This is a genomic window from Methylobacter tundripaludum, from assembly GCF_002934365.1.
Lineage (GTDB): Bacteria > Pseudomonadota > Gammaproteobacteria > Methylococcales > Methylomonadaceae > Methylobacter_A > Methylobacter_A tundripaludum_A.
On the sequence record NZ_PTIY01000011.1, the window covers coordinates 131,476 to 152,554 of the forward strand.

18 protein-coding genes are annotated in these 21,079 nt (G+C 51.3%); 5 read left to right on the forward strand and 13 right to left on the reverse strand.

Translation table 11 applies throughout. The features are described from left to right. Window positions 1-116 precede the first annotated feature (116 nt). From B0F88_RS14075 to B0F88_RS14085, 3 genes are all read right to left on the reverse strand, one after another. A complete protein-coding gene (locus B0F88_RS14075; protein ID WP_104424561.1) occupies window positions 117-854 on the reverse strand; it encodes a DUF5765 domain-containing protein in 738 nt (245 codons plus the stop codon). Between the two features lie 88 nt (window positions 855-942). After that, window positions 943-1,371: a GlcG/HbpS family heme-binding protein gene (locus B0F88_RS14080; protein WP_104424562.1), complete on the reverse strand. Its 429-nt coding sequence runs from the start codon at window positions 1,369-1,371 to the stop codon at window positions 943-945. Window positions 1,372-1,399: 28 nt separating this feature from the next. Then, window positions 1,400-2,002, reverse strand: a complete 603-nt coding sequence (locus B0F88_RS14085) for an arylesterase (RefSeq protein ID WP_104424563.1) — start codon at window positions 2,000-2,002, stop codon at window positions 1,400-1,402. 1 nt (window position 2,003) lies between these two features. Here B0F88_RS14085 and B0F88_RS14090 point away from each other — a divergent pair, with 1 nt between their 5' ends. From B0F88_RS14090 to B0F88_RS14100, 3 genes are all read left to right on the forward strand, one after another. Next, on the forward strand, window positions 2,004-2,708 hold the full coding sequence (locus tag B0F88_RS14090) for an ABC transporter ATP-binding protein (RefSeq protein WP_104424564.1): 705 nt from the start codon (window positions 2,004-2,006) through the stop codon (window positions 2,706-2,708). Between the two features lie 171 nt (window positions 2,709-2,879). Next, window positions 2,880-5,360 carry an ABC transporter permease gene (locus B0F88_RS14095; RefSeq protein ID WP_104424565.1) on the forward strand — a complete coding sequence of 827 codons (2,481 nt, stop codon included), beginning with the start codon at window positions 2,880-2,882 and terminating at the stop codon, window positions 5,358-5,360. A gap of 193 nt (window positions 5,361-5,553) precedes the next feature. After that, window positions 5,554-5,949, forward strand: a complete 396-nt coding sequence (locus tag B0F88_RS14100) for a glycine zipper family protein (protein ID WP_104424566.1) — start codon at window positions 5,554-5,556, stop codon at window positions 5,947-5,949. 119 nt (window positions 5,950-6,068) lie between these two features. Here B0F88_RS14100 and B0F88_RS14105 read toward each other — a convergent pair whose 3' ends face one another. The 7 genes from B0F88_RS14105 to rpe all read right to left on the reverse strand — a co-directional run bounded on the left by B0F88_RS14105 (window position 6,069) and on the right by rpe (window position 15,186). Further along, window positions 6,069-6,698 carry a DedA family protein gene (locus B0F88_RS14105; RefSeq protein WP_104424567.1) on the reverse strand — a complete coding sequence of 210 codons (630 nt, stop codon included), beginning with the start codon at window positions 6,696-6,698 and terminating at the stop codon, window positions 6,069-6,071. 285 nt (window positions 6,699-6,983) lie between these two features. After that, the gene (locus tag B0F88_RS14110; RefSeq protein WP_258076675.1) at window positions 6,984-7,676 is read right to left on the reverse strand and encodes a tRNA1(Val) (adenine(37)-N6)-methyltransferase; all 693 of its coding nucleotides are present in this window, start codon (window positions 7,674-7,676) and stop codon (window positions 6,984-6,986) included. A gap of 148 nt (window positions 7,677-7,824) precedes the next feature. After that, window positions 7,825-11,940, reverse strand: a complete 4,116-nt coding sequence (locus B0F88_RS14115; protein WP_104424569.1) for a hypothetical protein — start codon at window positions 11,938-11,940, stop codon at window positions 7,825-7,827. A gap of 142 nt (window positions 11,941-12,082) precedes the next feature. Further along, on the reverse strand, window positions 12,083-12,673 hold the full coding sequence (locus B0F88_RS14120; protein ID WP_104424570.1) for an anthranilate synthase component II: 591 nt from the start codon (window positions 12,671-12,673) through the stop codon (window positions 12,083-12,085). Beyond that, on the reverse strand, window positions 12,670-14,157 hold the full coding sequence (gene trpE / locus B0F88_RS14125) for an anthranilate synthase component I (protein WP_104424571.1): 1,488 nt from the start codon (window positions 14,155-14,157) through the stop codon (window positions 12,670-12,672). The genes B0F88_RS14120 and trpE overlap by 4 nt, the downstream gene beginning before the upstream one ends. 41 nt (window positions 14,158-14,198) lie before the next feature. Further along, on the reverse strand, window positions 14,199-14,375 hold the full coding sequence (locus B0F88_RS14130) for a type II toxin-antitoxin system VapB family antitoxin (RefSeq protein WP_181049911.1): 177 nt from the start codon (window positions 14,373-14,375) through the stop codon (window positions 14,199-14,201). Between the two features lie 139 nt (window positions 14,376-14,514). Continuing rightward, window positions 14,515-15,186: a ribulose-phosphate 3-epimerase gene (gene rpe / locus B0F88_RS14135; protein ID WP_104424572.1), complete on the reverse strand. Its 672-nt coding sequence runs from the start codon at window positions 15,184-15,186 to the stop codon at window positions 14,515-14,517. Window positions 15,187-15,290: 104 nt separating this feature from the next. Between rpe and B0F88_RS14140 the strand changes: the two genes are divergently transcribed. Then, entirely contained in the window at window positions 15,291-16,163 is an 873-nt protein-coding gene (locus tag B0F88_RS14140; protein WP_104424573.1) for a fumarylacetoacetate hydrolase family protein, read from the forward strand. Between the two features lie 237 nt (window positions 16,164-16,400). Here the strand turns inward: B0F88_RS14140 and B0F88_RS14145 are convergent, their stop codons facing one another. The 3 genes from B0F88_RS14145 to B0F88_RS14155 form a co-directional block, all read right to left on the reverse strand. Further along, window positions 16,401-16,964 (reverse strand): histidine phosphatase family protein, encoded by a 564-nt coding sequence (locus B0F88_RS14145; protein ID WP_104424574.1) that lies wholly within the window; start codon window positions 16,962-16,964, stop codon window positions 16,401-16,403. A gap of 189 nt (window positions 16,965-17,153) precedes the next feature. Further along, window positions 17,154-18,758 (reverse strand): ATP-binding protein, encoded by a 1,605-nt coding sequence (locus B0F88_RS14150; RefSeq protein WP_104424575.1) that lies wholly within the window; start codon window positions 18,756-18,758, stop codon window positions 17,154-17,156. Between the two features lie 169 nt (window positions 18,759-18,927). After that, window positions 18,928-19,587: a response regulator gene (locus B0F88_RS14155; protein ID WP_104424576.1), complete on the reverse strand. Its 660-nt coding sequence runs from the start codon at window positions 19,585-19,587 to the stop codon at window positions 18,928-18,930. A 155-nt stretch (window positions 19,588-19,742) separates the two neighbouring features. Between B0F88_RS14155 and hemW the strand changes: the two genes are divergently transcribed. Further along, a complete protein-coding gene (hemW, locus tag B0F88_RS14160; protein WP_104424577.1) occupies window positions 19,743-20,888 on the forward strand; it encodes a radical SAM family heme chaperone HemW in 1,146 nt (381 codons plus the stop codon). The last annotated feature ends 191 nt before the right edge of the window (window positions 20,889-21,079 follow it).

Here is a 21,079-nt window from a genome sequence, read left to right on the forward strand (position 1 = left end):
GGGATACAGGAGGTAGAGCAACGCAGGAGCAGTTGCCGAGACACGAAGGACACGAAGTTTTAATTCTTCGTGTCTTCGTGGTGATAATCTTTTAAGAATTACTCTGATAGAGCTTTTCAGGCTTTCAGATACTTCCACCAAAACCAGCTGCGTACATGCAGATAATTGCGTATCGGCGTCTTGACCAGCAGCAGTAATAACCCAATCGAATACAAACACCAGACCGCCGCCCATTCGTTGGGATTGCTGGTGGTCATCCAAGCCAGCAGCGGTCCGGTAGCAATGTGGTAGGCGGTCATTTTCCAGGAGCCGTAGAAGATAGGCATCACAAATGCCGCGACAACATACATATTGAACAGCACCAGATTGGCCGTCGCCGGGATTTCCCAGGCGATATGCCAGTCGCCGGACGTAGAGCAGATCCGCCTGCCGCAAAAAGGCACGTTGAACGACTCGGCATACAGGATAAACCGGGTTTTAACCTCGTAACAGAACGGCGCCCATTCGAACGGATACAATCGTATCAACAGGCAGACCGTGGTCACCAGGCAGATAAAATAAACCGATGCGGAAATCTTATCCCTGACTTTTTCGGGAATGAAATACATCGACACCGCGTTGACAAAAAACGGCTGGAACGCGATATGGATATAGCCCAACAAGGTTGCCACCTGATTGCCGGGATTGGCGCAATCGTCAATCACCGTATAGGTATAGGCCTGCAAGGCTTCCATTAACGAAAAGAAGCCCAAGGCGTAGCAAAGCGGGGCCGGTTCTTTTTTATAATAAAAATAAGCGGTGCTCGATAATCCGATAGTCGCTAATACAGTTGACGCTTCCCCGCTCCAGCACATAGGTTTTCCGTTCTTTTGTTAAATCTTCAGACAGCTTGGTTAGTTATCCCGGCTTAGAGCGGGAGATAAGTTTTGGATATTCAGGAACTCAAATCCCTGCAATAAATCCCACCGCTTCGATGCCTGCAATCGCGCAACGCTCGTCCTGGTCGGAACTGTCGCCGCTGATGCCGACTGCGCCGATCACATGATTTTTGGTATCGCGAATCAAGACGCCGCCCGGAACCGGCATGATTTGTCCATCCGCTATGTTTATCAGTGCGTTCATGAAGCCCGGTCTTTCTTCCGCCACGCTGGCCAGACTGCGCGATGAGATGCCCATGCTGACCGCGCCCCAGGCTTTTGCGGTCGCAATCTGCTGTCTGATGACGGTTGCGCCATCCTCCCGCTGCATGGCCTTTAAATGTCCGGCCTCGTCCAAAACCACCACGGTAATCGGCGCCATGTGTAATTTGCGGGCTTTGTTGGTTGCGGTATTGATGATGATGTTGGCTTTTTCAAGTGTTAATGTTTTCATTTGCGGTTCTCTTCTTGTTGAAGTTTTATTATTTTAATAGAGGCAGCAGCTGCGGCCATACTTTATCTGCAATGACCGGTTGCCCTTTGGCATTCGGATGCAGGCCGTCTTGTTGCATCATATCCTGGGTCAGGGCGACATCTTCCATAATAAAAGGCACATACGGGATGCCCAGTTCCGTAGCTAATTGCGGGTAAATAGTGTAGAACAAATCGATATAACGTTTGCCGTAATTGGGCGGAATTTTCATGCTCAGCAACAGCACCTTCGCGCCGTTTTGCCGGGCGAGCTGGATAATTCCGGCAAGATTATTTTTTATCAGAGTCGGCGGCAAACCGCGCAAGCCGTCATTGGCGCCCAGTTCAACAATGACGACGGCCGGCTTGTGCAAGGTCAGGGCGGCGTCTATCCGCGCCAAGCCGCCGGCGGTGGTGTCGCCGCTGATGCTTTCATTATGGATGATATGGCCTGTGCCTTGTTGATCCAGTTTTTGCTGCAATAACGCCACCCAGCCTTGCGAGACTTCAATTCCGTAACCGGCACTGATACTATCGCCCAATACAACAATGGACTTGGCCGTAGCGGTCATCGACATCAACGAAATTATCACGGCAAATAAAAAACGGGTCATTATGCAAACTCAATCATTGAACAACGGCTCCCAACAGGATTCTGACGTTATCGTAACGGAAAACCTGGGTAAATCGGTTACTACGTCCGATGGATTATTGCATATCTTGTCATCCATAGATTTGATAATCAAATCCGGTGAGAGTGTTGCGATCGTCGGCGCGTCCGGTTCGGGCAAATCAACCTTAATCAGCCTGCTGGCCGGGTTGGATATGCCGACCTCGGGAACCATCAGCCTGAACGGGAAATTATTAACCGCGATGGACGAAGACGGTAGGGCGGCGATGCGCAACGAACTGATAGGTTTTGTGTTCCAGTCCTTTCAATTGCTGCAAGGATTAACCGCGCTGGAAAACGTGATGCTGCCTCTGGAATTAAGCGGCGACAGAAACGCCAAAGCCTTAGCTGCCGCATTATTGGGCAGGGTCGGCCTGTCGCATCGTTTATCGCATACGCCCCAGAAACTTTCCGGCGGCGAGCAACAGCGCGTGGCCCTGGCTAGGGCTTTTGTGACCAAGCCCGCTATTTTGTTTGCCGACGAGCCGACCGGCAATCTGGACAGCAAAACCGGCGCGCATATTATCGATTTGCTGTTCGAGCTTAATCAGGAAAATCACACCACGTTGATCCTGGTGACGCATGACCAAGCCCTGGCTGCTCGCTGTCAACGCATTATTAAATTGGATTCAGGGCGCATTTTTATATAGCTTCACCACGAAAACACGAAGAACACGAAGTTGCCAGGCGCGTCTTAATGACTACAGCCAAGTATCTCGATGGCTATCGAAAGGCTAATAACCTGACTAAAAGCTTTTTAAACCTTCGTGTTCTTCGTGTCTTCGTGGTGAATTCCAAGCATAAATTTTATAGGCACACTTATGACACGTTTTAATTTGGCATTACGGCTGTTATGGCGCGACAGCCGTTCCGGCGAGTTGACGATACTGGGGCTGGCTTTGATCATTGCAGTTACCAGTTCAACTGCGGTATCGCTGTTTGCAGACCGCCTGCAACGCACGATGACCACGCAGGCGGCGGAATTTCTGGCGGCCGATCTGGTGATTGCAAGCCCGAGCACGATTCCTGCCGAATGGCTGTCCAAGGCGGCGCAACTCAATCTCGCTCAAGCGCAAACGCTGGAGTTTTCCAGCGTGTTGATTGAGCATGACGAGCTGTTGCTGTCTGGAATTAAGGCGGTCAGTTCCGCTTATCCGTTGCGCGGTTTTTTAAAAACTATCGGTGAGGGGCCGGTTGAGTCCGTCGAACACACCGGGCCAAAACCCGGAACCGCCTGGGTTGAAAAACGCGTCCTGTCGGCGCTTAAACTTAATCTCGGCGACATGTTAACGGTGGGCGAGCTTAAGCTCATCGTCAGCAATATTATTACCTACGAACCGGACAAACGCGGCGATTTGTACAGCTTTTCCCCGCGCGTGATGATTAATGCGGACGATTTACAGGCAACCGGCGTTTTGCAGCCGGGCAGCCATGTGCATTATTTCTTCCAGTTCAGCGGCGACAGTAAGGCGTTAACCGAATTTAATCGCTGGATCAAACCGCAGTTGAATCCGTCCCAGCGCATCATGGACATTCATGACGACCGCCCGGAGCTGGGTTCGGCGCTGGAACGCGCTGAACGTTATCTGGGCTTGTCCAGCATTGTCGTCATCTTGATTTCCGGCGTGGCGATAGCGATGGCGACCCGCCGCTATATCGAACGGCATTTTAACGCCACGGCCATCTTGCGCTGTCTGGGCTGCAAGCAGAACGAAATACTCCGGCTTTACGGCAGCCAGTTTGTCGTTTTGGGGTTGGTAGCCAGCGCGATAGGCTGTCTGTTGGGCTGGTTTACGCAGCAGGCGCTGTTTCATTTATTAAGATCGCTATTGCCGCAGCAGGTCGCCAGCCCCGGTTTGTTGGCGGTTTTTTTCGGCTTTATTATCGGCATGGCTGTTTTGCTGGGTTTTGCGCTGCCGCCGCTATTGCGTCTTAAAAAAGTTTCGCCGTTACGGGTATTGCGCCGCGAGCTGGAACCTTTGCCCAGCAGCGCATGGCTGATTTACGGCTTGGCAACCGGTATTATCGGCGTATTGATCTGGCGCTATACCGATGACCTGAAAATGACCGTGACCATTATCGGCGTAGGCCTAGGTGCGTTGCTGCTGCTCGGTGTGCTTATTTTTGCCCTGCTGCGGTTTAGCCGGAGGCTGTTGCCGCATCTTGGCTTGGTTTGGCGTTTCGGTTTACAGGGCTTGTTAAAAAACAGTGGGAGCAGCGTCGGCCAAATACTGGCTTTCAGTCTTACGTTGACGGCGATGGTGCTCAGTTTTATTGTGCGTACCGATTTGATCGAGGATTGGCAAAAACAGTTGCCCGCTAATGCGCCGAATCATTTCGCGCTGAATATTTTTCCCGATCAGCAACAAGGCTTTCAACAAGACCTGCAACAGCAACAAATCGACGGCAGCCGGTTTTACCCGGTAGTCAGAGGCCGTCTAGTAGCGATCAACAACACGCCGGTGCAACAAATCGTCAGCAAGGACTCGCAAGGTGAAAACGCCACCCATCGGGAATTAAGCCTGACTTGGAGCAAAGAGCTGCCGGAGGAAAACAACATCACTGCCGGAAGCTGGTGGGCGGATGCGCAAACCGGACAAGTCTCGGTCGAGCAGAAATTAGCCAAGAGCCTGAAAATAAAATTGGGCGACCGCTTGACGTTTACCGTCGGCAGCGAGCAATTTGAAGCGGCGGTTTCCAGCATCCGGGAGCTGCGCTGGGATACGATGAAGCCGAATTTTTACATGATCTTCTCGCCCGGTACGCTGGACGCGTTCCCCAGCACGTTTATCACCAGCTTTTATTTGCCGGAAGCCAAAAAGGATGTTTTAAACGCGCTGGTCAAAAAATATCCCAGCACCACCGTTCTGGAAGTCGATTTAATCTTGCGCCAATTTCAAACCATTCTGGCGCAATTGACCCAAGCGATAAACTATCTGCTGTACTTTGCGTTGATGGCCGGATTTACCGTATTGTTCGCCGCCGTATATGCAAGCTTGGACAGCCGTATTTATGAGGGGGCGTTAATGCGGACGCTGGGCGCCAACCGCACGTTTCTACGGAAAACCCACATCATCGAGTTTAGTCTGCTCGGATTGATTTCCGGCCTGTTGGCTGTCATCATCTCGGAGGCCATGCTCTACGCTTTGTACACCCAAGTCATGCATATGGAGTACCGTGCTAATTTCTATTTATGGGGCATAGCGCCGTTAACTGGCGCTTTGTTTGTGGGCTTGGCGGGCTGCTGGGGCGTAAGAAATGTGGTTAACAAGCCGCCACTTCAGGTTTTAAGGGATTTGTAGCCCTAAAAAAACAGCTTGGACTTTACCGGTTAGTGATATTACTTATTGATTGAAAGTATTGACTCGCGCCATACTGAAAACATATATAAAGCGCTAATTAATTTATTAAGTACAATAGTGCCGATGCGTTCATATTTTATTCATGAACAATTAGCTATCCTGAAAAAAAACAACTCCACCAGAGGTAATCAATATGAAAAAACTAACAACCAGTTTCGTTTTTGCAGGCGGCCTTTTACTTTCGGCTTGCGCCAGTCAAACCGGATGGACGCCAACCGTCGATACCTATAACGATCCTAATGCCGGCCGAATCAGTCAGGACATGGCTGAATGTAAAGACCTTGCAAGCCATGCGTCAGGCGGAACTGCAAAGGAAGCGGCTATCGGCGCAGGCGTGGGCGGTTTAATCGGCGCGGCCGGCGGCGCGGCTATAGGCGCTATAACCGGGAGTCCCGGAACAGGAGCAGCGATAGGCGCGGCGGCAGGCGGTATCGGTGGCGGCGCTAAACAAGGTATTGATGCGGAATCTGAATATAAAAGGGCTTATTCCAACTGTATGAGAAACCGCGGACATCGCGTTGTCAACTAACCGGGTCAACATTCAAAAACCACTCCAAATGTGGCCGGGCAATATCTGTTTCATTGCCCGGATTACGGGCGGCTAGCTCCCATTGAAATGTCGGGCATCAAAAGCATGCCCGACGTTCGCTATATCTTTTGTATGTCGGCCAACGCCTGTGTCTCGGCGTTCGAAAAACGGTTATTCCGCTTTTGCAAGATATGACGTTCCAGTTTTTGGAAATAGGCATGAATTGCATAAAGAAATCCCCCTGCTATCGGCAGCGCAAAATACCAATGCTCTTTAGCATAGGCCAATAAGTTCAATATTTCCTCCCCGTAGAAATAAGCCGGCGTTACCGTAATAGCGGACCACACCCATGCGCTGAGAAGGTTTATCAATGCGAATTTTCTTGCCGAATACTTGGTAATGCCAATCGACATCGGGATGACGGTGCGCAGACCGTACATATAGCGCTGCATAAAAATGATGGGCCAACCGTATTTTCTTAAAAGCAAATGCGCAATCGCAAACTTGCGCCGCTGGCTATGCAGTTTGCGCTGTATAAGCCCCTTATTAAAGCGGCCAATGTAAAAATAGATTTGATCTCCAGTGAATCCCCCGAGTCCCGCCACAAAAATCGTCACAAAGTATTGCATGTCCCCGGTATGAGACATGATTCCCCCCATGATCAGCCCCATTTCTCCTTCCAGTATGCTCCAGAGGAACAAAATAGCGTAACCGTATTCCTTTAGCCAGCCGATGAATAGTTCTTCCATAAGATCCTTAATTTCGTTTAGATACTGCGTTTAATTGTAATTATGTTTACAGTCATCAACGTGGAAACCTCACCTTCAAAAAGTATCGGATATGAAGAGTGAAATGTTCCGTGTAAACCGCCGTTAAGAAAATCAGGCATTCCATCCTGATATGTAATCATAAACTGATTAACGATTGGTTTCCAATCGTGTAAGGATATAGCCTCTTTTCAAAACGGTCTTTATAGCCGGATAAACGTTGGCTATTGGGAAATGCTTTCGTTTCCACGGGGCGATCCGCTATTTCTATGCTGACTTATTTTCCAGGTTTGGCTGCCGGCCATTGGTAAACCGCAACAGAAAATCCGCCAAATAAGCTTCACTGTCCCGGCTATAAACGTTGTGGGATTCATAAATCGTCAATAATTTTACCGTAATCGAAGCTGCTGTGCGGCTGAAGGTCAGTGCGGATATTTTGGCTTGGTTATGCGCATAGCCCCGAAAATCGGTTTGATTGATCAAATAAAGCCCTGCGGCTAAGGCCTGGGCGGAAAACTTGGCGACCGCATGAGCGGGAATCAGCAGATAAAACAAGCCCTGTGGGGCTAATAAACCTGCTGCTATGCCGATCAAATCGGCAAAGGGCAATTGATCGGTGTGCCGGGCGGTGTTTCTGAGGACTTCGGTAGTTTTGTTGTGATTTTCAAAGAACGGCGGGTTGCTGATGATCAAGTCGTATTGGCGGCCGCCTGTTAAGGAAAAGCGTTGAATATCCTGGTGCACGGCTTCAAGGCTTTTTGCCCACGGGCTGTTGTTGAAGTTGATGTCGGCCTCTTTAAAGGCTTCTTCGGTCAATTCCACGGCGGTCACTTTCGCCGCGCCCAGCTGGGCCGCGATCAGCGCAAGCACCCCGGTGCCGGTGCCGATGTCCAGCACCTGGTCGCCTGGAGTGACCGGGGCCATCGCGCCGAACAACACGGCATCTGTGCATATTTTCATGCCCGAGTGTTGTTGTAGTACGGAAAATTGCTGGAAGTGGAAGGTTGACATGGCGGTTTTATTGGGCCTAAAAATGTAGCAGGTTGATTAATGCACCACGAAGACACGAAGGAAAGCGAAAATAAGAGCTTCGTGTCTTCGTGGTTAATTATTTATCTTTCTGATTATCGGTTAACCACTTGTCTTCTTGTTCGACGGCTGCCGCTTTCTCTTTCTTTGCGGCTTTATGCCAAAGCCCGTTGCTGGAAAAACATTCCCAGCCCCATTTCAGCCAGTTGAGCAAAGACACCGCCAGCCAGAGCGACCAGGCCAGCATCAATAATCGATAGACTATCAGCGGCACCGAGACCAGCGTCGCTATCGGCAAAGTCGCAAGGCTTCTATCCTGATACCAGTTTAGGTTGAACGCCGAGGACTGGTTGCCGGTGATCTGCATATCGGGCGAACCCAGCAAACCCTGCTCGACCGCTAAAAACAGCAGGCCCAGCGATACCACGGTTAAGCCGCCGATAACAACTTGCAGCGCGTTAAAATAGCGCAAGCCGGAAGCCTGTTGCGTCTTACGCCAGCCCAGCAGCATTAACCAAGCAATAACAACGCCTGTCGATCCAAGGGGAATCTGGCTAAGCCCCACCAATAATAAAAACCATTGCCGGGCTTTTAATGGCGTCAGCGGGATTTTGCCGAGGCCCGGCGACAACATAAAAATAATAATCAGCACGCCCCAAAATAAAACCGCGGGCCCCAGCTTCGGTCCCATCGCAAATAATACCCAGCGGTCTTGGCCCAGGCCTATATTGATGTTTGTGTTGACGCTGGCCGCGCCTAAGTCTACCTGCGGCGTCGTCATGACGGTGCTTATGCCGGCAGCTTCCTTCCAGCTGACAGAGACCTGCTGTTTGCCGGGGTTAACCGGCACGGTAAGCTTTCGCCCATCTTGCCTGATCGGTTGGTTCTGCCCGTCAATAGCGACGTTTTGCAATACGGCTTGTTCCGGCAGGATCAGGGTATGCTGCGATCCTTGCGAGCTTCTTAAACTGATGTTTAGTTCGGCTTCCCGGCTGCGTTGTCCCGGTTTGATGCTTAACCGGCTGTTATCGATGGTCAGGGTCTGTCCTTCGACCGCTTCGGGCCTCGTTACTTGCAGGGTGATTTTTTCGCCCGGCCAGGGGCGCCATTCAGGCAACCATTGCCCGCCGTCATTCAGATGGATCATCGCGATGCCGGATGTTTCAACATGCCAGATCGGGCTTATATCCGCTTTCAGCACTTCTATCCATTGCTCGGTTTGAGTAGCGACAACATCGATTTTTTCCGATTTTTCCAGCGTGGCTTCCCATTGCAGCTCGGTTTGCTGGGCCGGGATATTCACCTCGATTTTGCCGTCCTTGACCCGAATACCGGCGCTGGTTACCGACTCGCCCGGCAGCAAGGGTACGGCCAAGACCACGGCGGAGTCTGCCGGGGAAACGCGAACGATCCGGGTGACAACCCGCCAATCGAGGCCCAGTTGCAAAGTGCGCTCAACCCTGACAAACGGCGGCAGCGCGCCCGGCTCCAGTTCGGCTGCGTTCTGCTGCTCGGCCCGGTTTATCCGGCTAAATTGCAGTTGATCGTCAACCTCGCCGTTTTCCTGTAGCCCGATGACTTGCCAGCCGGTATTTTGAATGCCGACCCAGTTCGGTTTTAACGGCAAGGGCAGGGTAAATTTGCTTAACAAAGGTGCAGTCCCGCTCAGTACAACCTGATGCTCGCCTGCGCCGAGGTTAATCCACAAGTCCTTGTTATCGCGGTAAAGCCCCGGCGCTGTTTTGCCGTCAACCAGGATTTGGTTGGGAAACCATTGTTCATATTCGGCGGGTAAAGGAACGGCCACGGACTGGTGGGCGTGAATTTGCAGCGAAATCGCCAGTTCCTTGTCGGTGATGGTTACTTTCATCTGCGGAATTTGCGCGCAGCTTGACATACAGTCCGGCGGCACCGGTTTTTCCAGCAGTTTGTTTCTGAGTTCTTCCAGTACGGCTTTGTCCGGAATCTCGGCATACGCTTCGGGCGACGGCATGGACAGCAGAGGCAACAGCAAGAACCACAGCAGCAACGGTGTCGAAGATCGCAAGCTTTTAAAGCTGAGCTTTTCCGCAACGCCGAACATCAGCAAAGCCAGCACCGCGACCAGAATCACGCGGACGAAGTTCAGCAGCATGGTCAGTGTCGGAGTTAAATACCATAAATGCAGCTGTTGCCCGGCATCGACCGAACCGTTCCAGGATAGCCGCACCTTGTTCCATTGCCATTGCGGCAAGCCGGGGCCGGTCTGCACTTTGGCTTTAGGGTCGATGCGGTCAAAATCGACCGGCGAGGCCGGATAATAGGATGAATCGGACGGCATCGATTTTCTTAACACCTTTGCTTTCATCTCGCTGAGCGCTTCAGAGACGGGGGCCGGTGCGGTCATTTCGACGGTTGTTCCAACAATACCGCGATCTTGGAAGATGGGCATATTGAGCGATTGCCAGGGTCTTTCCAGTTGCGGATAAAGGCCGGTGCGCACCTGCTCCACCATAAAAGGCAAGCTCGTCATGATTAACGCCAGCCAGAAAGCAGTGCGATACCAGCTCATGAATTTTAAAAACCGGCCTTGCGGCAAGACCTTGATCAATGCCGTTGCGGCCAGAATATTCAGCCAGACGAAATGAGGTGAGCCCGGCTCATGCCAGATCAATACCAGCGTTATCAGGCTAAGGGCTCCCCAGTAAGGATTCCACAGCCTGGCTGTCGCCAGCGCTGCGATTAACACCAGGAACAGGTCCAGCAAGGTCCAACGGGAAATCCAGCTGTCGGGCACATTATCGACGCCGCCGGCCGCCAGCAAACGCCAGCCCGGCGGCAGATTCAGTTCGGCGTGGACGGTGTGAAAGTCCTGCTCCCAACCCACGGCGCTGGTGGAACCGACAGCGCCGACGATACGGCTGTCGGCATCCAGCGTTATCGAGCCGGTTCTGACTTCCACGCCTTGCTTGCCGGATTTGTCCTGGGTAATAAACTGGTTGCCGCCGTTTAAGGTGACTTTTCCCAATTGCGTTTGCGGCAGGGTATTCAGCCGCCAGCCGCGGGTCATGTTGCCGGTAATCGTGTCATTGACGGTATAGCCTTCGCCGTCGAAATCCAGCCATAGCTTTCTGGATAGATTAAGTTGATTGGGTTCAGGCTCCGGGTCGCCGCGGCGTATGGTTTTAAAGCCCATAGCCTGTCCCTGGTTGATTTTATAGGCCGGGAGGTTTTTCCATTCGTCAGGCAAGTTGGTCATGCTGGGATCGATCGCGCTGAGTTGTTCGATTTCAACGACGCGCAGTTGCGGGCGGGCATCGAATGACCAGATTTCTGATTCCGGCCATTGTAATTGCTCGTTCCCAAGCTCCGGCTTGGGAACGAGAGCGAGCGGCAGCGCATTCAGTTCTTGACTGTTTCTGGCTAGTATGTCGATTTGCCAGTGACCGGGGCGCAGCTGGATCAACAGCTGCCCGTCGGGTTCCAGTCGGGCGGGCAATGGGCTTTGTAAGCTCAGCGGGATAAAACCGTCTGGAACAGGTCGGGGCAATTTCACCTCGCGTTGCTCGCCGGAGACTTCCAGCACCAGACGGGTTAGAACCTCGGCGGGTACGTCATCGGTGATTTTTCGAAACACCTGAATATCGAGGTTGTTCTGGAGGTTTTCCGGTTTCTTCAGACCTATCTCGCTTTCCTTTAGCCACAGCTGCCCGTCTTTGATGGTTGGTGTCGGTATGGTCGCGCCGTTAATGCGCAGATCAATCAGCCCGGTGTCGTCAGGGATCTTTAAGTTATCAGGAATGCCGGTCCACAAGAATTCGCCCTTGATTTGGTGCTGCAAGCCCGCAGTCAGCTTTATCGAGGGGGTGCCGTCTTTATCCATGACCAGCGCGGTCTTGTTGTTAACCGTCACATTAAGCGGCCAGTGTGTTTTATCGCCCGGCAAGCTAATCCAGCTGTCCCGGTACACCGTCCAGATCATCGAAAAAACGCCTTTTCCGGTCGTTAAATCCAGCTGTGTTTGGGTAGGCCAGCTACAGCGTTTTTGCTCATAGCTGTTGTAGATAAAAGGGCAGGGAGGTTCAGGGCTGTCCTGCAATACCCAGGCTATCCAGGGTTTGAGCGGTTCCGGTACCTGTTCAGGGGTTAACGGCTTCGCCTGAGTGGCTGATACAAACAATACGGCGCTTAAGAATAGCCAGACGATACGACTCATGATGCACTCCTGATTGATTAACCGCGAAGACACGAAGGGCACGAAGTTTATTCTTCGTATCCTTCGTGGTTTTTATGCTTTCAGTTGATGTGTTATTGTCTTAATTATGTGTCGGTATCTATGACGTTGGTGCGTAGGTGTATCACCTTTCCAAAAAATTCCTCAACATATCATGCCCATGCTCGGTCAGAATCGACTCGGGATGAAATTGCACGCCTTCAATATCCAGCTCTTTATGCCTTACGCCCATGATTTCATCCAGTTCGCCCGCCGCATCCTGCGTCCAGGCGGTTATTTCCAGGCAATCGGGCAGGGTCGCCTGTTCGATGACCAACGAATGATAACGGGTGGCGGTAAACGGGTTGTTAAGCCCTTTGAATACGCCTTGATCCTTATGAAAAATAAGCGAGGTTTTACCGTGCATGATGCTTTTGGCGTGGACGATATTGCCGCCGAATGCATAGCCGATGCTTTGATGCCCGAGACAAACGCCCAGAATAGGAAGTTTGCCTGCAAGTTTTAAAATGGCTTCAACCGATATGCCCGCTTCTTTGGGCGTGCAGGGGCCGGGGGAAATCACCAGTTTATCGGGCGCGAGCTTTTCGATGTCTGCTACGGTCACCTGATCGTTACGCACCACGGTCACATCGGCGCCTAACTCGCCGAAATATTGCACCAGGTTGTAGGTGAATGAGTCATAGTTATCGACCATGACGACTTTGACGGCGCTCATGACTGCTCCCCTTCCAAACCCGCTTCGGCCATACTCACGGCGCGGAAAATTGCGCGGCCTTTATTCATGGTCTCATCCCATTCGTTTCTGGGCACCGAATCGTAAACGATGCCGGCACCGGCTTGTATATGTAACATGTTGTTTTTGATCACGGCGGTTCTGATCGCAATGGCGGTATCGAGGTTGCCGGACCAGGCTATGTAGCCGACTGCGCCGGCATAAACGCCGCGCTTGACCGGTTCCAGCTCGTCGATAATTTCCATTGCGCGTATTTTCGGCGCGCCGCTGACGGTACCGGCGGGGAAAGTCGCGGCCAGCACGTCGAACGCGTTGTCGCCCTGCTGCAACTGTCCGGTGACGTTGGAGACGATATGCATCACATGCGAATAGCGTTCGACGATCATTTTGTCGGTCAACTGCACGGTGCCGATTTCCGCGACCCGGCCCACATCGTTGCGGCCCAGGTCGATCAGCATTAAATGCTCGGCCAGTTCCTTGGGGTCGGCCAGCAGGTCTTGTTCCAGCTCAAGATCCTGCTCCGGCGTTTCGCCGCGACGGCGGGTACCGGCAATCGGGCGCACCGTGACCATGTTGTCTTCCAGCCTGACCAAAATTTCCGGCGACGAACCGACGATATGGAAATCGTCCAGGTTCAGGTAAAACATGTACGGCGAAGGGTTCAAACAGCGCAAAGCCCGGTATAAGTTAAGCGGCGAAGCACTGTAAGGGATCGACATGCGTTGCGACAGCACCACCTGCATGATGTCGCCGTCGGTGATGTATTCCTTGGCTTTCAGTACCGCATCTTCAAAGCCTTGCTGGGTAAAGCCCGAGATGAAATCGGACTCTTCGACTTTGTTGCGCGTGTGATTCTTTACCGGCTTGGCTTGCAGTTCGCGCAGTTTGGCGGCCAAATCATCGACCCGCGCAACGGCTCGGTTATAAGCATCGTCTTGTTCAGGATCGGCGTGAGTTAGCAGCAGCATTTTGCCGGACAGGTTGTCGAACACCAGCATTTCTTCGGACACCATCAGCAGGATGTCGGGATTGCCCAGCGGGTCGGGCTTGCCGGTGCTGCGCAGCTTCGGTTCGATATAGCCGATGGTTTCATAGCCGAAATAGCCGACCAGTCCGCCGTTAAAACGGGGCAGCGTGTCGATGTCGGGAACGTTGTAGCGTTCCTTGAACTGCTCGATCCAGATCAGCGGGTTGTCGTGCGTGATCGATTCCAGCAGTTCGCCGTTTTGTTCCAGGCGGATTTGATTGCCGGTGATTTTGACGATGGTCTTGCAGGGCAGTCCGATAATCGAATAACGGCCCCATTGCTCGCCGCCATGCACCGATTCAAATAAATAGGAATAAGCGCCGTCGGCCAGTTTCAGGTAGGCGCTCAAGGGCGTATCCAAGTCGGCCAGCACTTCGCGGCAAACCGGGATGCGGTTGTAGCCCTGAAGGGCATAGTGATTGAATTGTTCAGGAGTCATTTGTTATTCAGCTATATAGAGTTCGGCAAGTGAGGCCGCTTTTAAAATACAGAACTATCATCAGGATGTGTATTGCGCTTTCTAAGCGAATCAAGGTCAAAATTGAGGTTTACCTTACCTTTATAAAATTTTAGTTCTGCAACTTTATTTTTATTAATTAACTCTTGTAACGCCAATGCAATAACTTTAGTTTTTGTTTTAATGTTAATAAATTGCATGGCTTCTTGTGTAGCTCTTCGATTGGATAAAGCGTTGTTTTCATTTTTGTAGCTCTTTTGTTAGCCATTTTTAACATTAAAGAATGAATGCGCAGGGTGGATTCGCCGTTAGGCAATCCACCCTGCGCATTGTTGGTCTTTAGCCTGCTTTAGCCAATTCAGCGCGCATGTCATCGATCACTTTTTTGTAGTCAGGCTGGCTGAAAATCGCCGAACCTGCCACGAAAGTATCGGCACCGGCTTCTTTAATCGCACGGATGTTGTCGGTTTTAACGCCGCCGTCGATTTCCAGGCGAATATCGAAGCCGCTGTCGTCGATTCTTTTTCTGACTTGACGCAACTTATCCAGCGCTGAAGGGATGAATGACTGGCCGCCGAAACCGGGGTTAACAGACATCAGCAAAATCATGTCCAGTTTATCCATCACGTAATCCAGATGATGCAGCGGCGTACCTGGGTTGAATACCAGTCCGGCCTTGCAGCCGCAATCTTTAATCAATTGCAGGGTGCGGTCGATATGCACGGAGGCTTCGGGGTGGAACGTGATAATGCTGGCGCCGGCCTTGGCGAAGTCGGGAATAATGCGGTCGACAGGCTCAACCATCAAATGCACGTCAATCGGCGCGGTTACGCCGTGTTTTCTCAGCGCTTCGCAAACCAACGGCCCGATGGTCAGGTTAGGTACGAAATGGTTGTCCATCACATCGAAATGCACAATATCCGCGCCCGCTTTTAAAACATTGTCGACATCTTCGCCCAGTTTGGCGAAATTGGCTGACAGGATGGATGGAGCAATCCAGTTTTCGTTCATCTTCTGATCCTCTGCGTTAAAAAATTATTAATTATATCTTTTTTTTGCACAAACTCTTACGTTTACAATAGCGGCATTTAAAATTGTACGGATAAGCTTAACTTATGAAATTGGTAACCTTTACTCATAATCACGAAACCCGTGTAGGCGCTGTCGTTGAAGGCTTTGTCGTTGACGGCAAAAATAATACTAAAATCCCGGCAACGATGCTTGAATTTCTAAGCTCAGGCGCAGACGCGCTGGATGCGATGCGGCAGCAGATCGACAGCGGCTTGGGCCGTATCGCGCTGGAGCAGGTCAAGCTGCATGCGCCGGTGCCAAGGCCGGGCAAGTATTTAGGCGTTAGCCTGAATTATGCCGACCATATCGACGAAACCGGCCTGGATAAGCCGGAATACCCCAGCTTTTTCACCAAGCAAAGCACCTGCGTGATCGGGCCCGGCGATGCGATACACCGGCCCAAAGTCTCCGATAAGCTGGATTATGAGGGCGAGCTGGCGTTTGTGATCGGCACCCGCTGCCGCCATGTGCCGGTCGATAAGGCGCATCAAGTCATTGCCGGCTTCACCATCGCCAACGATGTTTCGGTGCGCGACTGGCAGTTTCGTTCGCCGACCTTTACCTTGGGCAAATCGTTCGATACCCACGGCCCGCTAGGTCCGTGGATAGTGACCGGCGATGAAATTACCGACCCGCATAACCTGAATCTAAAAACCTGGATAGACGGCGAACTGCGGCAAAACTCCAATACCCGGAACATGATTTTCAACTGCTATGAAATGGTCGCTTATTTGTCGCAAGCGATGACACTGGAGCCGGGCGATGTGATCGCCACAGGCACGCCGGCCGGGGTTGGCGTAAAAATGAAGCCGCGCGGCTATATGCTGCCGGGGCAAACCGCCCGGATTGAAATTGAGGGTATCGGGACGCTGGTCAATCCGGTTATTGAGGAGCCGGATGATTTAGGGAAGCGCTGATTAAGTCCTTCGGCAGGCTCAGGACGAACGGTAAATTGTTGATTCCGTTCGTGGTGAGCTTGTCGAACCATGAGCGGAATCGATTTGTTCAGCGCTTCCTTAGGTTGATGTTAGCCAAGCCGCCATGCGGAAGGAGCTAATCCCCGCAGCATGACGACTTTGAAGCAAAATTGCGGATGACGATGATCGTATTGTTGTTTTGGAAACTTAGGGAGATCGATTATTCGTGGTTTATTTTTAAAAGTTGCAGTCTGCCGACGGTTTGAGTCCTTCCTGGTCGATAGACAATTCGGCCTTTCCTTCCGGGTAAGTGATGACCCAAATACTGTCGAAATCCTGACCTTGCCAGGAAGGCGGATTTTTTACCCCCAGCTGCTCGGCAATATGCGGAATCGCCTTGTGTTCCCAGACCATCAGAACCGTACCGGTTTTTTCCAGTACATTTTTGGCGACTTTTGAATAATCGTCTTCCTCGTATTTGCTGTCGACCGTCAGATTATACTTAATGGCGAATGGGCTAACCGTCTGGAACATTCTGGCGTGTTTGGTCGCTTTGCCCAGCCCCAGCGTAGGGACATAAGTATAATCGGGGATGTTGAATTTTTGGTACAGAACCGCCGGGAGTTGCAGGGCGCGATTCTCGCCCTGGCATGACAGATTGTCGCCGGGATCGGGCTTTTCACCATGCCGGATTATAACGACCTTAAGGTTGTTGTCGGGCTCAGCTTGAGCGATGCAGGAAAAGGACAGGGCGGATACGGCGATTCCAGCCAGGACGGCTAGCAGAATAGTTTTTTTCATCGGTTTACTCCTCTTTGTTTAGGGCGGCTTGTAGGTCATTGGTGCGTGAATTCGGCAGGAGTGCAGGCCTGCGCCTGCCTGTGCAAGCAAAGCTTGCGTCCCTGACTATAAGCTCTGCTGCCAAACGCGTCCATAACGTTCTTGGGAGGTCTGCCGCACTAAAACATTTCGAACCGGGCAACATGCCCCTCAAGAGCTTTTCTTGATGGTAAAAAAACTTAATTTACCCACATTCTTTTTAACGACAGATCGGGTGGCCGGTAACGGGAACACGACGGTCACTTTCAAGCCGCCGAATTCGGACTCGTCCAGAACCAGTTCGGCGCCATGTATCGTTGCAATGCGCTGCACGATCGAAAAACCAAGGCCGGTGCCTTGCGCTTTATTGGCGGTTTCAACGCAGCGGTGAAAGCGTTTTAGCGAGTTTTCATATTGATCGGGCGCGATGCCGGGCCCCGAGTCTTCAACGCACAGCTCCACGCAATGCTCCTTGCCCGTTAAGCTGACCCTTACCATTCCGTGAGCCGGCGTATATTTGATCGCGTTGTCGATAATGTTTCGGATCAAAATATTGATCAGCAAGGTGTTGGCTACGATGGGTACCGCGTTAGCTTCATCGTATTCCATGTGTATCCGTTTTTTATGCGCTTCGGGGTCCAGTTCCGCAATGATTCGCACCACTTCACGGCTGAGCACCGTTGTTTCTTTGGCTAAATACTCGGTTCCCGATTCAATGCGCGAGAAGGTCAACAGCTGCTGCACCATGTAGGTCATGCGGTTAACGGCTTGTTCAATCCTCCTGAGAGCCTGATGACGGACCGTTTCATCGCCGGTACGCAGCGCGACCTGGGCCTGGGTCAGTAGTCCGGCCAAAGGCGTCCTTAATTCGTGCGAGGCATCGGCGGTAAACCGGCGCTCGTGTTCGAAAGCCTGCTCAAGCTGGGCAAACAGGTTGTTGATCTCATTGACGACGGGGATGATTTCCTTGGGCAGTTTTTTACTGGATAGCGGCTTAAGAAAACTGGCTTCCCGCCTGGATAACGCTATTTCCAGCCGGTTAAGCGGTTTTAACGAATGCCCGACAATAATCCAGATCACGATGCCTAAAATCGGCAGTCCGACCAGGAATTGCATGACCAATTGCGCCGATATTTCATCGGTTAATTCGGCGCGAATTTCTTCCTTTTGACCGACATGAATAATATATTCGTCGTTTGAGCTGGAAATGCTGAACACATGCCACAAATGTTCATCGATATTGGTTTCGCTGAAACCGTTAGCCGCAGAGGAAAAGGCAAAGGTCGGCGCGCTTTCCGAACGGAGCAATAAGCCGTCGTTTTTGGACCACAGCTGGAAAGCGATTTTTCGTTCGTATTTATGGCCTAACGAGCTGGCTTCCAAAAGCCCGTCGAAGACATCCCATAATTGATCGTCAATATTCTTTTTGTTGACGCCGAGAACCGCAAATTCCGGCGAATTTTCCGAGCGCAGCAATAAGCCGTCGCCTTTGGCCCAGAGCTGAAAAGCGCTTTCCGTATTGCGCTTGCGCCGGGTGTTGACGTGCAGCCGGTCGTCGGTTTGCGCTTGCGCCCAATGCTTGGATAATGAACCTTCCCGCACCAGGCTTTCCACAAACACATGCAGCACTTTGGCCGATTGCGCCAGTTCCGCATCGAACAGGCTGGCGACTTCGTCGCGGGTGACTTTATAACTCATGTAGGCCGTCACTCCCCAGATCAGCATGGATGCGGAGAGTAGGCTAAACAACAGCAGATGGCGCAGCGAATAATTCATTAATTCTCGGTGTGATTGCTTGGCAATTAGGGAAATGGAATGTGGGTTAGATTGGTAAATACTGATAGGCACAAGACGAAAGGCGAAAGGCAAAGGGCGAAAAGTGTTTTTTGCCCTTTGCCTTTCATCTTTCGCCTTTTTTATTCGTATTCCATTATTAAAGTTAATCCTAATCTTCATCGATAATATAACCCACACCCCTGACGGTGCGGATAATTGACGGGTCGAGTTTTTTTCTAAGGTGGTGGATATGGACCTCGACGGTATTGCTCTCCACATCCGAATCCCATGAGTACAGGCTTTCTTCAAGCCGGGCGCGGGAAATAACCCGGCCGATATTGCTCATTAAAAAGCTCAATATCTCGAATTCCTTTTGCGACAGATCGACTTTTTCATCGTTCCAGGTCACCTGGTGCGAAGCCGGGTCCAAAACAATGCCTTTGTACTCGATATTGGGCACGCTGCGGCCCTCGTTTCTTCTCGCCAATGCGCGTAATCGTGCGCAAACCTCGTCCAGCTCGAACGGTTTAATCACAAAATCGTCGGCCCCGCTATCCAGGCCCAGCACGCGATCGGAAACGGTATCCTTGGCGGTCAACACCATCACTGGCGTTTCATCTTTGCGGGCTCTCAACGCCTTTAAAATATCGAGGCCTTCCATGTCCGGCAGGTTCAGATCCAGCACGATCAATTCATAGCTGTTAATTTTCAGCGCTTCGTCGGCCAGCTTGCCGTTGGTTAGCCAGTCAACCGCATAACCTTCCATTTTCAGGCCTTCGACCAGTCCATCACCCAGTATTTCATCGTCCTCAACCAGTAACAGTCGCATATACTCTCGCTTTAAAAATAGTTTGCCATCAACAAAAAGGCATGTAGACAGGTAGGGTACGCATCGCGTACCATTTTCTTAATGTCACTCCAAGCTCAAAAGGTACGCGATGCGAACCTGATTAAGCCATTCTAAACTAAATACCAAAAAATCTCTTGCCGCCGCTTAGTCTCTATATTCACATTCCCTGGTGCATTCAAAAATGCCCTTATTGCGATTTTAATTCACACGCGATTAAAGCCGATACGCCGGAATCGGCCTATATCACAGCGCTGCTGGCTGATTTAGCCGGCGACATACAGCGCTATAACATCACCCGGCCTATCAGCAGTATTTTTATCGGCGGCGGCACCCCCAGTTTGTTTGCTCCTGAATCGATTGACTGGTTATTACGCGGCATAGAACAACAGCTGGTACTTAAAGACGGCCTGGAAATTACCCTGGAAGCCAATCCGGGGACTTTTGAGAGCCGTAAATTTGCTGAATTCAGGGCGCTGGGCGTCAATCGCTTATCGATCGGTATACAGAGTTTTAACGATTCGATATTAAAAAACTTGGGACGGGTTCATTCGGCGCAGGAAGCTATCCATGCGGCCGAGATTGCCCACCAGTCGGGTTTCGATAATTTCAACCTGGACTTGATGTTCGGCTTGCCGGGCGCGGGTCCTGACAGCAGCAAAATAGACGTGGAAACGGCTATAAGCCTTGATCCTACGCATATTTCCTTTTACCAGTTAACGCTGGAACCCAATACCTGGTTTCATAAGTTTCCGCCCAAACTGCCGGATGACGAAACGATCTTCGGCACACAAAAACGGTGCCAGCAACTATTGGCGGATCACGGCTACCTGCAATATGAGGTCTCCGCCTATAGCAAACAAGGCCGGGAATGCCGGCATAACCTGAATTATTGGCGGTTCGGCGATTATTTGGGCATAGGCGCGGGCGCTCACGGCAAAATCAGCCAGACATTGCCCGATCGAATTATGCGCAGTTTCAAGCCTAAAAAACCGGAGCAGTATTTAAGCAACCCGGACCAAAGCGGTGGAGCCGATGCGATTGCCGTGCCGGAGCTGCCGTTGGAATTTATCATGAATCATTTGCGCCTGAAGCAGGGGTTTACGCTGGACGCTTATCAAGCCGCCACCGGCCTTGAGCCTGCCACGCTGGAGCCTGCTTTATCGGCTTGCTTGAAACAAAACTTGCTTGCCCGGCAAGATAATCACTATTATTGCTCGGAACAAGGCTGGAACTTTCTGGACAATATTTTAGAGAAATTCATTCCTGAAAACGGCGGCTGATCGACGAAAAACACGAAATAAATAATAAAGGCGAAGGGCGAAGGGCGAAGGGCAAAAAAGTTTGCGTTGCGGTTTTAGAACGTTTTCAATTTTTAGCCTTTAGCCTTTAGCCTTTAGCCTTTAGCCTTTAGCCTTTAGCCTTTAGCCTTTAGCCTTTAGCCTTTAGCCTTTAGCCTTGAACCTTGAACCTT

Excerpts from the sequence above, each read along its gene's own strand:
- B0F88_RS14075 (WP_104424561.1), bottom strand. The coding sequence starts at position 854 with ATGTGCTGGAGCGGGGAAGCGTCAACTGTATTAGCGACTATCGGATTA.
- B0F88_RS14080 (WP_104424562.1), bottom strand. The coding sequence starts at position 1,371 with ATGAAAACATTAACACTTGAAAAAGCCAACATCATCATCAATACCGCA.
- B0F88_RS14085 (WP_104424563.1), bottom strand. The coding sequence starts at position 2,002 with ATGACCCGTTTTTTATTTGCCGTGATAATTTCGTTGATGTCGATGACC.
- B0F88_RS14090 (WP_104424564.1), top strand. The coding sequence starts at position 2,004 with ATGCAAACTCAATCATTGAACAACGGCTCCCAACAGGATTCTGACGTT.
- B0F88_RS14095 (WP_104424565.1), top strand. The coding sequence starts at position 2,880 with ATGACACGTTTTAATTTGGCATTACGGCTGTTATGGCGCGACAGCCGT.
- B0F88_RS14100 (WP_104424566.1), top strand. The coding sequence starts at position 5,554 with ATGAAAAAACTAACAACCAGTTTCGTTTTTGCAGGCGGCCTTTTACTT.
- B0F88_RS14105 (WP_104424567.1), bottom strand. The coding sequence starts at position 6,698 with ATGGAAGAACTATTCATCGGCTGGCTAAAGGAATACGGTTACGCTATT.
- B0F88_RS14110 (WP_258076675.1), bottom strand. The coding sequence starts at position 7,676 with ATGAAAATATGCACAGATGCCGTGTTGTTCGGCGCGATGGCCCCGGTC.
- B0F88_RS14115 (WP_104424569.1), bottom strand. The coding sequence starts at position 11,940 with ATGAGTCGTATCGTCTGGCTATTCTTAAGCGCCGTATTGTTTGTATCA.
- B0F88_RS14120 (WP_104424570.1), bottom strand. The coding sequence starts at position 12,673 with ATGAGCGCCGTCAAAGTCGTCATGGTCGATAACTATGACTCATTCACC.
- trpE (WP_104424571.1), bottom strand. The coding sequence starts at position 14,157 with ATGACTCCTGAACAATTCAATCACTATGCCCTTCAGGGCTACAACCGC.
- B0F88_RS14130 (WP_181049911.1), bottom strand. The coding sequence starts at position 14,375 with ATGCAATTTATTAACATTAAAACAAAAACTAAAGTTATTGCATTGGCG.
- rpe (WP_104424572.1), bottom strand. The coding sequence starts at position 15,186 with ATGAACGAAAACTGGATTGCTCCATCCATCCTGTCAGCCAATTTCGCC.
- B0F88_RS14140 (WP_104424573.1), top strand. The coding sequence starts at position 15,291 with ATGAAATTGGTAACCTTTACTCATAATCACGAAACCCGTGTAGGCGCT.
- B0F88_RS14145 (WP_104424574.1), bottom strand. The coding sequence starts at position 16,964 with ATGAAAAAAACTATTCTGCTAGCCGTCCTGGCTGGAATCGCCGTATCC.
- B0F88_RS14150 (WP_104424575.1), bottom strand. The coding sequence starts at position 18,758 with ATGAATTATTCGCTGCGCCATCTGCTGTTGTTTAGCCTACTCTCCGCA.
- B0F88_RS14155 (WP_104424576.1), bottom strand. The coding sequence starts at position 19,587 with ATGCGACTGTTACTGGTTGAGGACGATGAAATACTGGGTGATGGACTG.